Origin of the sequence: Microbispora sp. NBC_01389 (genome assembly GCF_045040095.1) — a bacterium.
Lineage (GTDB): Bacteria > Actinomycetota > Actinomycetes > Streptosporangiales > Streptosporangiaceae > Microbispora.
In genome coordinates, this window is the sequence record NZ_CP109552.1 from 3961858 (window position 1) to 3975591 (window position 13734).

Sequence of the window (13734 nt, forward strand, 5' to 3'; positions counted from 1 at the left end):
CACCCTGATGGGGCGCGAAGAGGGGGGCCAAACGCGTGAACCAGGAGAAGGCGCGCCGGCATGCGAGGTGGCGGCTGCCGTCGGGTGTGTACAACCCGGTCGTCGCCGCCGACGGCCGGCGATGGCGGGACTACGAGCAGGCCGCCGAGGCGCCTGCTCCCTCGCTGGGGGACCGCCGCCTGGAGGTGCGGATCGCGGCGCTGCCGCTGGGCGTGGAGGCCGGGGCCGTGCCGGTCGTGCCCGCCGCCAGGAACGGCGACAACGCGGGCCACGGCCTGAGCATGTCGATCGGCCGCCGCGGCGGGCCGCCGGTGATGCGGGACGCCGTGCCCGCCCCGGCACCCCCCGAGGACACCGGGATCGGCGAGGACACCGGGATCTGCGAGGACACGGGGACCTGCGGGATCGGGGAGGACGACGCCGTTCCTCAGGCCGCCGTGACCACCGAGGCGACCACCGAGGCGACCACCGAGGCGACCACCGAGGCGACCACCGGGGCGACCACCGGGGCGACCACCGGGGCGACCACCGGGGAGACGGCGGAGGCGACGGCCGGGGGGACCGCCGCCGACGCCGTTCTCCATGACTCGGCGCCTGACGCGGAGGACACCGGCATGCTCCCGCCCGTGGACGACGGCCAGAACGCTCTCTCCGGAGCGACCGGGACCGACCTCCCCGGTGCCGCGGCCGATCCTCCTTCCGCCGGCGACGATCTCCCTTCCGCCGGGGACGACGGCGTGACGGACCGCGTGACGGACCGCGCGGCGGATACGGGGGACGGCGGGCGACCGGTCCCCGGGGAGATGGGCGCGGTCGCCTCGGCCGGGTGCGCGTGGCCGGACGAGGCCGTCCCGGAGGCCGACCATCTCGGGCATCCCGACGAGACCGCCGAATCCCATCCGGATGAGGGGGACGTCGACGACTTCTGGTCGGCCGTCCTGCGGGACGAGACGGAACGCGACTGGCTGGACGGGCACGATCGTCCGCGGCGGCTGGAGGAGACCCGTACGTACGGCCGGCCGGGCGGCCTGGCCGAGGCGGACCGGGATGGTCAGGCGAGCCTGGCACAGGCGGTGAACGGGCGCTTCCCGGACCCGCGCGGCACCTGGATCCGCCTCGTCAACGCCGAAGGTCCCACGGAGGACGCGTTCAGGTCCAACAACGCCGTCGACTGCGCGCTGTCGGTGATGTCCACCTGGCACGGCGAGCCCGTGGTGGCGGCGCGCAGGCATCCCGAGTACGACCCGTCCGGCCGGCCGCTGCTGACCGGGGAGACCGGGGGGGTCGCGCGGGCCGAGGAGTGGCTCGGTCACCGCTTCGAGTATGTGGGCCACGGCCGCCGGGCGTACGTGGCCGTCGCCCAGCGGCTGATCTTCGGCGGGCACGGCGCGGCCGCCGTCCTCATCACCCGGTGGGCCGGGGGCGGCAGTCACGCGTGGAACGCCGTGAACTGCCGGGGGGAGGTCCTGTGGATCGACGCCCAGCGGGGCCACATGGCGGTGGACCCGCCGTACGAGGACGTCACGGGCGTCTTCGCGGTGGTTGTCGACCGCCAGGGCCGCCGCCTGTGACGCCCTGAACCGGAAGGCGGCCACACACGGCGCCCGCATCAGGGCCGGGCGCGTGGGCGCCGCGTCCGCCCGATCCCGCGGACGCGGCGCCGGCCCCTCATGAGGCCGCCGGCCGGTCAGGAGGCCGCCAGCGCGCCGACGACCGAGGCGCGGGCCGCGCGCCGGGCGGGCAGCACCGCGGCGAGCACGCCGGCCAGGCCCGAGGCGGCGATGAAGAGCAGGATCTGCGTGACCGGGAGCCGGAAGGAGACGTCCTGCGTCAGCGTCGCCGTGGCCGCCCAGCCGTACACCACCCCGAGCACGACGCCGACGATCGCGCCCACCAGGCCGAGAACCAGCGCCTCGACCGACAGCATCCCCCGGAGCTGCGGCCGGGTCAGGCCGAGCGCGCGGAGCAGCGCCGACTCGCGGGTGCGCTCGTGGACCGACAGCGACAGCGTGTTCGCGATGCCGAGAAGTGAGATCACGATCGCGAGGGCCAGCAGCCCGGTGACCACCATGAGCGCCGTGTCGATCGCCTCGTCGAACTGGCCGCGGATCTCGGTCGTGCTGCCGACCTTCACCGCCGGGTAGGCCGCGGTCGCGTCGTCCACGACTGCGCGCGCCCGCTCGGCGGGCACGCCGGAGGCGGCGTCCACCAGGATCTGCGCGTCGTCCACCCTGCCGAAGTGCTGCTCGAAGGCCTGCTCGGCCATGGTGAACGGCGGCAGCAGGGACACGCCGGCCTTCAGCACCGCCACCACCGTGAGCGGGACGCTCCGTCCGCCCGACGCGACGGTCACGTGGTCGCCGACCTTGACGCCGAGGTCCTGGGCCACGAAGTCGGCCACCGCGACGTCGCCCGCGCCGAAGCCGTCCAGCGTGCCGGTCGACGCCTCCGGCCTGACGGAGGTGCCGAGGGCCGATCGGGTGACGGTGCCCACCTCGTAGTCGTGGCCGTTGACCTTGGCCTTCTTCCCCCGGAACTCGGTCACCGCGGACAGGTCGCGGCTCGCGCGCAACGTGTCGGCGATCGAGCGGGGGATCGCGCCCGTCTGCGCCGTCAGGATGTAGTCGGCCGGGAACTGCCGGTCGAGCTGGTCGCTCACGGTGGTCCGCACCGTCGCGGTCAGGACCGACATGAACGTCATCAGCGTCACGCCGACGGTCAGCGCCACAGTGGTGGTCGCCGCGCGCTTGGGGTTGCGCCGGGAGTTGTCCACCGCGAGCCGCCCCGGCACGCCGAACAGCCGCGCCGGGACCCAGCCCGCCAGCCCGCTCAGCGGCCGTACGATCACCGGGCCGAGGACGAGGACGGCGAAGAAGACGAGCGCGCCGCCCGCCATGACTGTCACCAGTGCCGGCTGGCCCGGCTTCTGGAGCACGCCCGCCGCGGTGAGGCCGGCCCCCGCCACCGTGAACAGGGCGGCGAAGACCACCCGTACGACCCCGGTCCGGAACGTGTGCTCCTCGACCTGCGTGCCCAGCGCCGCGACGGGCGGCACGCGGGTGGCCTGGCGCGCGGGGAGCAGCGCGGCGGCCATCGTCACGACGACGCCGGTGCACAGCCCGATGGCGATCGTCTGCGGGGACAGGCTCACCGTGCCCGTGGGAATGTCCGTTCCGGTGGCCCGCAGCACGGCGACCGCGGCGGCGCCGAGGCCGAGCCCGGTCAGCAGGCCGAGCACCGACGACAGCAGGCCGACCACGGCCGACTCCAGCACGATCGAGGCGAAGACCTGACGTCTCGTCGCGCCGATGCAGCGCAGCAGCGCCATCTCGCGGCTCCGCTGGGCGACCAGGATGCCGAAGGTGTTGTAGATCACGAGCGTGGCGACGAGCAGCGCGATCGCGCCGAACAGCAGCAGAGCCGTCCGGAGGAACGCCGTGTCCACGTGGTTGCTCCGGGCCAGCTCGTCGCCGCGTTCCCGCCCGGTCATGACCTTCGCGCCGCTTCCCACGGCCGCCGCGACGGCCGTACGCAGGGTCTCCGGCGCGGGACCGGAGGAGACGACGTCGATCTCCGTGAAGCCCTTCGCGCCGGTGACGAGCCGGGCCGTCTCCGGCGTGAACGCGACCGCTCCCCGGTACGCGAGGTTCTGGTCGAGACCCACGTCGAAGATCCCGACGAGCCGGAACTCATGCCGCTTACCCGCCTTGTCGAGCACGGCGACGGTGGCCCCGGGCGCGTACCCCTGGGCTTTGGCGGTGTTCCTGTCGAGCACCGCCTCGCCGGCGGCGGAGGCCGCCCTACCCGAAGTGATCTTCATGCGGCTCGCCGGGATGGAGACGCCGGCGGTGGGGTAGTCGCCCACGACCTTGCCGTCCCTGCCGATCAGCGGCGCGTCGCCGGACAGCACGGGCTGGGCGTCCCGGACGCCCCGCACCGCCCTGACCGCGGCGAGCGCGCGCTCCGGCAGCATCCCGTCGTCCTTGGCGTCCTTGGCGTCCCCGTCGTCCGCGGGCGTCACCACCACGTCCACCTTGTCGGCGTCCGCGGCGAACGACTGGGAGAACCCGGCGTCGATCGTGTCGGTGAGCACGAACGTGCCCGCGATGAACCCGACCCCGAGCACGATCGCGAGGGAGGTGAGCATCAGGCGCAGCCGGTGCGCCAGAAGACCGGCGAGAGTGGTCCGGAACACTGCTCAGGCCTCCAGCGCCATCAGCGCGTCGAGCACGGTCTGCGGCGTCGGCCGCTCCAGCTCGCTCACCAGCAGCCCGTCCCGCAGGAAGATGACCCGGTCGGCGTACGACGCCGCCACCGGGTCGTGGGTCACCATCACGATCGTCTGCCCCAGCTCGCGTACCGACCTGCGCAGGAACGCCAGCACCTCCGCGCCGCTGCGCGAGTCGAGGTTGCCGGTCGGCTCGTCGGCGAAGATCACCTGAGGCTTGCTGATCAGCGCCCGCGCCACGGCGACGCGCTGCTGCTGGCCGCCCGACAGCTCGCTCGGCCGGTGCCCGAGCCGGTCCCGCAGACCGACCGTCTCGATCACCCGGTCGAACAGCGCCTGGTCGGCCTGGCGGCCCGCGATCTCCAGCGGGAGCCGGATGTTCTGCTCGGCCGTCAGCGTCGGCAACAGGTTGAACGCCTGGAAGATGAAACCGACGCGCTCGCGCCGCAGCAGCGTGAGCTGCTTGTCGCCCAGCCGGGTGAGCTCGGCGTCGCCGATGGCGACCTGACCGTCCGTCACGGTGTCGAGCCCGGCCAGGCAGTGCATCAGCGTCGACTTGCCGGAGCCGGACGGCCCCATGATCGCGGTGAAGGCCTCGGCGGCGAAGTCGACGTCGACGCCGCGCAGGGCGTGCACCGCGGCGTCGCCCGTGCCGTACACCTTGGTCAGGCCCCGCGCGACCACGGCGGTGCGGGTCTGGGTTGTCGTGCTCATAAGCCCACGCTATGGGCGTGATCAGGGCGTTTCCTCGGCCTCGCGGACGTTCTTGGTCTGCGGCCCCGGGACGGGTGGCGACGCGCGGGTGCGACTTTCGGGGTACTCCCGGCTCAGCCCCTCGGATGATCGGGGGAGACCACCCCGGTCTCGTACGCGTACACGACCGCCTGAGCCCGGTCACGCAGCCCGAGCTTGGCCAGCACCCGGCCGAGATGGGTCTTCACGGTCGCCTCCGCCAGATGCAGCCGCGTCGCGATCTCGGTGTTCGACAGGCCGCGGGCCACGTGGAAGAGCACCTCCCGCTCCCGCGCCGTCAGCGCGCCGGTGTCCTGCCGCCGCCGGTCCCCCTCCGGCAGGAGCACGGCGAACCGGTCGAGCAGGCGGCGGGTCGTGCTCGGCGCGACCACCGCGTCCCCCGAATGGACCGACCGGATCGCGCTGATCAGCTCGGCCGGGGGCACGTCCTTGAGCAGGAACCCCGCCGCGCCCGCCTTGATCGCCGCGAACGCGTACTCGTCCAGATCGAACGTCGTCAGGATCAGCACCCTGGGGCCGCCGGGCGCGGCACAGATCACGCGGGCCGCCTCCACGCCGTCCATCCGGGGCATCCGGACGTCCATCAGGACGACGTCGGCCTCGACCGTACGCAGCGCCTCGACGGCGGCCTGCCCGTCCGCCGCCTCACCCACGACCTCGATGTCCGGCTGCGCCCCGAGGACCATCCGGAACCCCGTCCGCACCAGCTCCTGGTCGTCGACCAGCATGACGCGTATCACTGCCACTTCGCTCCGCTCGTCACCGTCGCGCTTCCGACACCGTACGCGAGCCCGCCGGCGGCCGGGCTCCGCACCTTCTCAGGCGGCCATCCCGGCGGGGATGCGGGCGACCACCTGGAAGCCCCCGCCCGAGCGGGGCGCCGCCTCGACGCTCCCGCCGTACATCGCCGCCCTCTCCCGCATCCCGATCAGGCCATGGCCGCCGATCACCCGCGGCGCCGCCGCGCCCCTGCCGTCGTCGCTGACCCGCAGCTCGATCAGCCCCGGGCCGTACGTCATCTCCACCCGCGCCCGGGTGCCCGGCCCGCCGTGCTTGATCGCGTTGGTCAGCGACTCCTGCACGATCCGGTAGACGGCGAGCTGCTCGCCCTCCGGCAGCGTGCGGAGCGTGCCGGACACCGTGAACTCGGTCGGCAGCCCCGAGTCCCTGACCTGCCTGACCAGCTCGTCCAGTTGCGCGACGCCGGGCTGCGGCGCGTACTCCTCGGCCGGGCTGCCCGCGTCCTGCCGCAGCACGCCCACCAGCCTGCGCATCTCCGCCAGCGCCTGCCGTCCGGTCGCCGAGATCGCCTGCATGGCGCGCCGCGCCTGCTCCGGGTCGCTGTCGATCGCGTACGCCGCGCCGTCGGCCTGGACGACCATCACGCTGACGTTGTGCGCCACCACGTCGTGCAGTTCGCGGGCGATGCGGGCGCGCTCGGCGGCGGCCGCGATGCGCGCCTGCTGGTCGCGTTCCCGCTCGGCCCGCTCGGCGCGTTCCACCAGGCTCTCCACGTACCGGCGGCGGGTGTTGGCGTACATGCCGCCGATCCACACGGCGACGACGAAGACCGACGCCGACGGCCAGGCCCGCAGGGGATCGGGAGACCAGCTCAGCATGGCGAGCAGCAGCCCTCCCTCGGCGACCACGCCGGCGGCCAGCGACCACCGCCGCGTGCAGCGGGCGGCGACGCCGTACATCGCGACGAGCACCGCCAGGTTCGCGGGCAGGACGGCGATGTTCAGCAGCCACTGCGCGAAGCTGACCGCCGACACCACCGCGAAGACCTCACGCGGGTGGTTGCGCCGCCACAACAACGGAACGACGAGCGCGGCGGACAGCAGCAGCAACACGGGCACGCCGATGTGCCGCGCGTTCATCATCCCGCTGGTGCGACTGAAGACCTCGACCGTCGACACGCACAACAGCGCCAGCGGGGAGATCGCCAGCGTGTCCACGATCCTGCTGTGGCGCCGGGTCCAGGCGCGCATGCTGCCGAACACGTACCCACGATACGTATCGGCTGTTCAGAAAGGTCTCACTCTTGCGGCGGATACCGCCGTACGACTCAGGTCGCAGCCGGTGGCGGCGCTTACGCCATTCTTACGGACCGCAGCGCATCCTGGTTCCCGGGAACGCTTCCTGGAAGCGGGTAAAGGGAGATCTGAATGGCGGGTCAGGACGCGGTGCCGCGCGGCGCTGAGGACGAGTCGCGCGGCCCGCGCCCAGATCCGGGCGCCATGCCGCAGGGGAGCGCTGTCACGGAGGTGAGCATCGTGCCGCAGGGGAGTGCCATCACGCAGCCGGGCACCGTTCCACCGGCGGGCACCGTTCCACCGGCGGGCACCGTTCCACCGGCGGTAACGTCTCCGCCCGGTCCCGCGAACCCTCCCGGACCACCTTCTTTCGTCGGTCCCGCGGGTCCTCCCGGGCCGCCCTCCTTCGTCGGTCCCGCGGGCACATCGCCGGGGGCTCCAGGACCACGTCCGGCCGGTCCCGCGAACGCGCGCCGCGCCCTTCCCCCGGGCAGGCCCGCGATCCTTCCTCCGGGCACCACCTCGATCCCTCCGCTGGGCGGGGGGTCCGCGTTCGGCCCCGGAGGGGCCGGGTGGAGCGCTCCCGGCTGGCGGGAAGCGGCGCCGCACTCCGCAGGCGCCCCTCAAGGCCCGTCCTTCCGGCCGCCGGGAGGCCTGCGCGGACGCCTGGCGGGCCGCCTGCCGCAGGGCCAGACCGGGCGGTTGATCACCGTTGGCGTCGTTTCGGCGCTCGTCGGAGCGCTCCTCGGCGGCGGTGTCGTGGCCGCCACCGGTCTGATCTGGGACCAGACGCACGCCGGGGCGAGCCGGGTGGCGGGCGGAGACCAGGACGGCCTGCTTCCTCGTGGTCGGAGCCTCCCGGGCGGGGAGGACGGCCGGCTGCCCCAGTGGTGCCGGCGCACCGAGAACGGCATCATCTGCCGGCCGGGCGGCTGAGACGCCGTTCGCCCGGAGCCGCCGAGACCCCTGGGATCACAGCCATTTTCGCGGGCGCCGTTTTTCTTTCGCCTGGAGAATTGCTCTCTGCTGCGAAATCAAAGGCGCTTTGATTTGTATCTGAATTCTTGTGGGGTCGGCGGGATTCGAACCCGCACTTTACGGCACCTAAAGCCGTCGCCTCTGCCGGCTGGGCTACGACCCCTTTTCCTCTTCCCTTTCTCGCGAAATTCTCGGTCTGAGAATGGCGGTTCGGGCAGAGAAATCGCAGATTCTCTTTTCTGTTGTCCAGCCAGTTTCCGTTGACGTGGTCGATGTGCAACGTCAACGGCCGGCCCTGCCAACTTCCGTCTATCTTACAGTCTGCGCAGCGGTAGGGGACTCCCACTTCCTGGAGCGCCCGCCGGAGCTTGGTGGGCTTCTGCCGAGGCGAGCCCTCGGGCCGCATGACCAGGATCTCCGTCGGCAGGTACCTGCGCGGTGACGGCTTGCCCTTGTTGGGTGAGTGCCGCCGGAAGTGGGAGGTGTCGATCCCGAAGTGCTTGAGGCGGCGGCTGATGTGAGCGTGGGTGCCCCCCGACCACGGAATGCCGAGATAACGCAGCACGTCGGCGATGCTCGCGGCGTTGGCCGCCGCTTCGGTCAGCAGTTCGGGGGTGTACGTGTACTTCCGCATGACCCGGAATGTATCGGCCGCCGCCGACAATTCTGTGACCTTCGCGAAAGGGGTGGATCAGGAAATTCCCAGCTCTTTCGCGAGGCGGGCGACGTGGCCGGTGGCTTTCACGTTGTAGAGGGCCTTCTCGACCTTTCCGTCGGCGTCGATGACGAACGTGGACCGGATGACGCCCATCACGGTCCTGCCGTAGTTCGTCTTCTCGCCGTACGCGCCGTAGGCCTTGTGCACCTCGAGACCGGTGTCCGACAGCAGCGGGAACGTGAGCGCGTCGCGCTCGCGGAACTGCCGCAGCTTGGCCGGCTTGTCCTTGGACACGCCGAGCACCACGAAACCCTGCTCGGTCAGCGGGCCGAGGGTGTCGCGGAAGTCGCAGGCCTGCTTGGTGCATCCCGGGGTCATCGCCGCCGGGTAGAAGTAAAGGATGACCCGGCGGCCGCGGAAGGACTCCAGCGAGACCTCCTGGTCGTCGGCGTCGTTAAGGGTGAAGTCCGGCGCGGCGTCGCCGGGCTGGAGCTTGCTCATCACGTCCTCCGGAAAAGGTGACCCGCGGCGATCGGCGGGCAAGCGACAACCAAACTACCGGCTCGGCCGCTGTACGGGGCGACTGCCGGACCTGGCAGACTGATCACACACGAATACCACAGGAGGGGGATCGCATGGCGGACACCGATCCCGATGCGCTGGAAAAGAGGATCGAGCGCACGCGGGCGGAGCTCGCTCGCACGGTCGACGCCATCGCGGACCGGGTGAGCCCGAAGCGCGTCGCCGGGCGCGGTGTGGCGAAGGCCAAGGCGAACGCGATGGACTTCGTCGCGTCCGTGGAGGACCTGGTGCTGGGCCCGCCGCGCGGGATCACCACGTACGGCCCGGAGGGAGCCGAGGCCGAGCCCGGCGAGTATCCGGCGCGGAACCTCGCCCCGGTGCTCATCGGCGTGGGGATCGTGGTGGCCGTCGGCGCGACGATCGTGCTGCTGCGCCGCCGGTCCCGCTGACCGGCCCGCGCCGTACCCGAAGACAGGGGGCAGGGCGTCAGAGGAACGCCATGCCCTCGCCCCGGTACGTCGGCACCTCCTCGGCCACCCGGTCTCCCTCGACGAGGTGCAGCACGGGGAACCGCTCGCACAGCTCCCCGGCCTTGGCGTGACGGAACCAGACGCGGTCGCCGAGGCGCAGCCCGGCCGCGGCCTCCCCGAGCAGGGGGGTCTGCACCTCGCCCGCTCCCTCGTCCGGGTGGTAGCGGAGCCCCTCCGGCAGGTACGGCTGGGGCAGCCGGGTGGGCCCGGCCGCGCCGGAGGCGGGATAGCCCCCGCCGAGCACGGTCACGACTCCCGGCGAGGGCCGGCGCACCACCGGCAGGGCGAACAGCGCCGCGGGCCGGCCGGTGAAGCCGCGATAGAAGTCGAACAACCGGGGGTGGAAGAATCCCGAGCCCGCCGCGACCTCGGTGATCGCCCGCTCGGCGATGGTCTTCTCGATGCTTCCCGTGCCGCCGCCGTTGACGAACTCCAGGTCCGCGACCTGCCGTACGGCCCGCACGATCCGGCCGCGCCGTACGGCCAGTTCGCGGCGTGACCGCCGCTGCATCCAGCGCACCGCCCCGCCGTACGGCCCGGGGACGTCGTCGCCCACCCCGGCGATCTGCGCCTCGTACGCCATGAGCCCGGCCAGGCGCAGCCCGGGGCGCCCGGCGACGTCGGCGGCGACGGCGGCGGCCTGCCCGGGCTCCCGGACCGGCGACCGCAGCGCGCCCGCGCGGAACCTGCCGCCGAAGGCCACGAAGCCCGCGTCGACGTCGAGGCAGACGCGGATCGGGTGAGGCGTGCGAAGACTCTCGATCAGGTCGAGGTGCTCGGGGGAGTCGACCGTCACCGTGATCTCCCGGGCCGCGGCCTCGTCCGACCCCAGGGCGCGCAGGGCCGTCCGGTCGGCCGTCGGGTACGCCACGAGCACGTCCCGCAGGCCGGTGGAGACCAGCCACAACGCCTCGGGCAGCGTGAACGCCATGACTCCCGAGAAGCCGTCCATGGCCAGGACCCGCTCCAGCACGGCCCGGCAGCGGATCGACTTGCTCGCGACGCGGATCGGCTTGCCTCGGGCCCGGCTCACCATGCCGGCCGCGTTCGACCGCAGGGCGTCCATGTCGAGGACCGCGAAGGGGGGCTCCAGGTGGGCCGTCGCCCGGTCGAGGCGCTGCCGGTCGTCCATGGGGGCAGCTTAACGCCGAATACATGAGCTTGATTCATGTTAATCGGGTCCGGGCAAAATCTCGGCCGGGAAGCCGCCATGATCGCGCAAGCGGGCGGGTGTCCCGCCCGGCCCGGCGCGGCGCCGATATACCCATGAGGGCGTGACTACCGAGCGGGCCCTGCGCGGTGCGCGGGAGGGGTGAACGGCTGATGAGCATCCTGCAGGAGATCCTGACGGGTTCGTCGGCCACGAGCGCCAGGAGCACCGGCAGCGCCGGCGGCCCCGATGGCTCCGGCGGCCCCGGCGGCCCCGGGGATTCCGGCGGCCCCGGGGATTCCGGCGGGGACGTGCGCGCGGGGCACGCCGAGTACGCCGATTACGCGGAGGACGCGGTACGCGCCACGGGAGGCGGAACCGTCGTCCGTTCCGGGACCGCCGGCTGGGCCCGGAGCGACGAGGGCGCCGGAAGAGGCGGCACGAGCGTTCCCGAGGAGGGCACGGCCGGCCGTCGTGGCGCCGCACGACTCCTGTGGCCGGGGCGCACCCCCGCCGCGATCGTCGTCGCCGCCGTGCTCGCCCTGCTCGGCTGGGGGCTCACCGTCCAGGCCGTCGCCGTCATGCTCGGCGTGTCCCTGCCCTGGCGGCTGCCGCCCCGCCTGCTGGACCTCACCCTGGCCGACCCCGCCGTCCCGCTCGCCGCGGTGGGCATGATCGTCTGCGGCGCGGGCCTGGTGGCCCTCGCCGTCGTGCCCGGCCGTCCCCGTCTCGTGCCCCTGCGGTGTGCGGACCCGCTGCTCGCGATGGGCCTGACCCGTGTCGGGCTGCGCCGCACGCTCATCTCCTCGGCGCGGGAGGTCGAGGACGTCCGGCGTGCCAACGTGCACATCCTCCGCGGCCGGATCGAGGTCACCGTGGTCACCGGTACGGCGCGGACCGGGGCGGTGCTGCGCGAGGTCGGCGCGGCCGTGGGCGACCGGCTCGCCGGCCTCGGCGTCCAGGCCCGCCACGAGGTGGTCGTACGGCTCCGGGGGAGGGGAAACTGACATGCGGCCGCGTCTGGGGAACCGCGTCGGGCTCCTCCTCGTGGGCCTGGTGCTGGTCGCGGGCGGGCTCGGCCTGCTGGCCGTCGCACGGCGGCCCGGGCCGGCGCCGGCCGGCCTGGACGCGCTCGGCGGCCGGCCGTGGGCGCTTCCCCTGCTGGCCGGGACGGCGATGCTGGTCGCCCTGGTCGCGACCCGCTGGCTCGTCCTGGCCCTCGGCTGGGGACGGCTCGGCCGTCGCACCGGCGCGGGCATCGCGATGCTCGGCGTGGCGCTCAAGGGCATCGAGGAGATCGGCCGCCTGTCGGTCAGAGTGGCCGGGGACGGCAGGCTGCGGGTGTCGGTGTCCCTGCAGCGGCCGGCCGATCTGCGGCAGGTGATCAGGCGCCTGGACGAGTCGGCGGTCTCACGCATTCGCCGCACGATCGGCCGGGACGACGCGCCCGCCGTCGTCCGCCTGCACGTTCGCAGACGCTGACCGCCTGCGGCCTCCGGCCGCGGCGCCGGCTCTGGCTCTGGCTCTGACATCGGCCGCCGCCGCGGGGGCGCCGAGGGCCAGCCCGGCGGCCAGGCAGGCGAGCGGCACGACGGGCACCACATAACGGTGGTCGAAGGCGGCGATCAGCGGCGGCAGCAGGAGCAGGACCATCGCGGCGGTCCACGGCAGCAGCGCGGCCCACCGCCGCGCGAGCAGCCCGGCGAGCCCGGCCAGCAGCACGACCGCGAGCAGCGGTCCCCGCAGGAAGCCCTGCTCCTGGTAGGCGCGCAGCCATCCCGCGTACGGCTCGGCCACCCGGGTGTCCCCGGATGCGCCCTGGTAGGCGGTGGTGAGCTCGGCCGCCGTACGGCCGCCGGAGGCGATCTTGGAGGTGAACGGCTTCACCGAGGCGGGGAAGACGTACGCGCTCTGCGGCCCGGAGGAGGGGTAGGGCCTGCGGTCCCATTCGAACGCCCACAGGGCGTCGTGCAGGCCGGTAGTCAGGAAGTCGAGCGGCTGGCGGCGGATCGCCAGCGAGGCGAACTCGCCCGCCAGCCGCTCCCGGTCCTGCTTCACCCGCTGGATGGGGGAGCGGGGGTCCCAGATGTAGGCGGGCGCGGCGAGCCGGGGCCCCGACGGGCACAGCACCGCGAGGTCCCGCGGCGGCCTCATCACCGCGCAGTCGGCGAAGGTCATGGTGCGCGACCACAGCCAGGTGCTGCTGCCGCCCATCCCGTACGACCCGTGGGCGTCGTGGAACCAGACGGCGTACCCGCCGAGGACGGCCGAGGCGGCGGCGAGCCCGGCGAGCGCGGGCCGCCAGCGCCGGGCGAACAGCACGGGGAGCAGCGCGAGCGCGATCAGCGGCAGCCCGAGGGTCCGGGTGACCGCCGCCAGCCCGAGCAGCAGCAGCGCCGCGACGACGGACCACCCGCCCGGCCGGGGCCGCCACAGCAGGATCGTCACGGCGGCCACGACCAGGGCGGTGAACAGCAGGTCCGCCATGACCAGGTGTTCGAGCTGGATCTGGTGGACGTCGAGCAGCACCGGCGCGGCGGCGAGGGCCGCGCCCCAGCCCGGCAGCCGCGTACGGCGGCGCAGCAGGGCGTAGACGCAGACCGCCATGCCGAGGCCGAGCAGGTGCTGGACGACCACGACCGCGGTGACGCTGTGCAGGGGGCTCAGCGCCCACAGGAACAGCGAGTAACCGGACGGCCGGGAGGGCAGGGGCCGCAGGTCGAGGGCGGAGCTGAGATAGGCGAACGAGTCGGCCCAGAACCACAGCGCGGGCCGGTAGCCGAGCACGGCGAGCGCGCGCAGGGCGGCGCCCGCCGCCAGCAGGACCAGGAACGCCCGATGCGGGCGCAGCGCCTCGCGCCACCTCACGTGACGGCCCT

12 protein-coding genes and 1 tRNA gene are annotated in these 13734 nt (G+C 73.5%); 5 read left to right on the forward strand and 8 right to left on the reverse strand.

Annotated elements, in window-relative coordinates; all coding sequences use genetic code 11:
- Positions 1–35 precede the first annotated feature (35 nt).
- Positions 36–1571, forward strand: coding sequence for a toxin glutamine deamidase domain-containing protein (locus tag OG344_RS17850; protein WP_405084078.1), 1536 nt, complete (start codon positions 36–38; stop codon positions 1569–1571).
- A gap of 116 nt (positions 1572–1687) precedes the next feature.
- On the opposite strand, the gene OG344_RS17855 is transcribed toward OG344_RS17850, so the two are convergent.
- The 4 genes from OG344_RS17855 to OG344_RS17870 form a co-directional block, all read right to left on the reverse strand.
- Complete coding sequence (locus OG344_RS17855; RefSeq protein ID WP_405084079.1) at positions 1688–4195, reverse strand: ABC transporter permease; 2508 nt, start codon at positions 4193–4195, stop codon at positions 1688–1690.
- A 3-nt stretch (positions 4196–4198) separates the two neighbouring features.
- Positions 4199–4942, reverse strand: coding sequence for an ABC transporter ATP-binding protein (locus OG344_RS17860; RefSeq protein WP_327044428.1), 744 nt, complete (start codon positions 4940–4942; stop codon positions 4199–4201).
- A gap of 113 nt (positions 4943–5055) precedes the next feature.
- A complete protein-coding gene (locus tag OG344_RS17865; protein ID WP_327049529.1) occupies positions 5056–5721 on the reverse strand; it encodes a response regulator transcription factor in 666 nt (221 codons plus the stop codon).
- A 78-nt stretch (positions 5722–5799) separates the two neighbouring features.
- Positions 5800–6984: a sensor histidine kinase gene (locus OG344_RS17870; protein WP_405084080.1), complete on the reverse strand. Its 1185-nt coding sequence runs from the start codon at positions 6982–6984 to the stop codon at positions 5800–5802.
- Positions 6985–7719: 735 nt separating this feature from the next.
- Here OG344_RS17870 and OG344_RS17875 point away from each other — a divergent pair.
- Complete coding sequence (locus tag OG344_RS17875) at positions 7720–7953, forward strand: hypothetical protein (RefSeq protein ID WP_405084081.1); 234 nt, start codon at positions 7720–7722, stop codon at positions 7951–7953.
- A 131-nt stretch (positions 7954–8084) separates the two neighbouring features.
- On the opposite strand, the gene OG344_RS17880 is transcribed toward OG344_RS17875, so the two are convergent.
- Both OG344_RS17880 and bcp read right to left on the reverse strand, forming a co-directional pair.
- Positions 8085–8158 (reverse strand) — tRNA-Leu (locus OG344_RS17880).
- A 528-nt stretch (positions 8159–8686) separates the two neighbouring features.
- Positions 8687–9154, reverse strand: a complete 468-nt coding sequence (gene bcp / locus OG344_RS17885; protein WP_405084082.1) for a thioredoxin-dependent thiol peroxidase — start codon at positions 9152–9154, stop codon at positions 8687–8689.
- Between the two features lie 134 nt (positions 9155–9288).
- On the opposite strand from bcp, the gene OG344_RS17890 reads away from it, so the two are divergent.
- A complete protein-coding gene (locus OG344_RS17890) occupies positions 9289–9624 on the forward strand; it encodes a DUF3618 domain-containing protein (RefSeq protein ID WP_327044432.1) in 336 nt (111 codons plus the stop codon).
- Positions 9625–9661: 37 nt separating this feature from the next.
- On the opposite strand, the gene OG344_RS17895 is transcribed toward OG344_RS17890, so the two are convergent.
- Positions 9662–10837 carry an amino acid deaminase/aldolase gene (locus OG344_RS17895; protein WP_405084083.1) on the reverse strand — a complete coding sequence of 392 codons (1176 nt, stop codon included), beginning with the start codon at positions 10835–10837 and terminating at the stop codon, positions 9662–9664.
- Between the two features lie 191 nt (positions 10838–11028).
- Between OG344_RS17895 and OG344_RS17900 the strand changes: the two genes are divergently transcribed.
- Together OG344_RS17900 and OG344_RS17905 are read left to right on the forward strand one after the other, a co-directional pair.
- Entirely contained in the window at positions 11029–11862 is an 834-nt protein-coding gene (locus OG344_RS17900) for a DUF6286 domain-containing protein (RefSeq protein ID WP_405084084.1), read from the forward strand.
- A gap of 1 nt (position 11863) precedes the next feature.
- Complete coding sequence (locus tag OG344_RS17905) at positions 11864–12337, forward strand: hypothetical protein (protein ID WP_405084085.1); 474 nt, start codon at positions 11864–11866, stop codon at positions 12335–12337.
- Here the strand turns inward: OG344_RS17905 and OG344_RS17910 are convergent.
- Positions 12266–13723 carry a hypothetical protein gene (locus OG344_RS17910; protein WP_405084086.1) on the reverse strand — a complete coding sequence of 486 codons (1458 nt, stop codon included), beginning with the start codon at positions 13721–13723 and terminating at the stop codon, positions 12266–12268. The genes OG344_RS17905 and OG344_RS17910 overlap by 72 nt on opposite strands.
- Between the last annotated feature and the right edge of the window lie 11 nt (positions 13724–13734).

Excerpts from the sequence above, each read along its gene's own strand:
- OG344_RS17895 (WP_405084083.1), bottom strand. The coding sequence starts at position 10,837 with ATGGACGACCGGCAGCGCCTCGACCGGGCGACGGCCCACCTGGAGCCC.
- bcp (WP_405084082.1), bottom strand. The coding sequence starts at position 9,154 with ATGAGCAAGCTCCAGCCCGGCGACGCCGCGCCGGACTTCACCCTTAAC.
- OG344_RS17860 (WP_327044428.1), bottom strand. The coding sequence starts at position 4,942 with ATGAGCACGACAACCCAGACCCGCACCGCCGTGGTCGCGCGGGGCCTG.
- OG344_RS17890 (WP_327044432.1), top strand. The coding sequence starts at position 9,289 with ATGGCGGACACCGATCCCGATGCGCTGGAAAAGAGGATCGAGCGCACG.
- OG344_RS17905 (WP_405084085.1), top strand. The coding sequence starts at position 11,864 with ATGCGGCCGCGTCTGGGGAACCGCGTCGGGCTCCTCCTCGTGGGCCTG.
- OG344_RS17900 (WP_405084084.1), top strand. The coding sequence starts at position 11,029 with ATGAGCATCCTGCAGGAGATCCTGACGGGTTCGTCGGCCACGAGCGCC.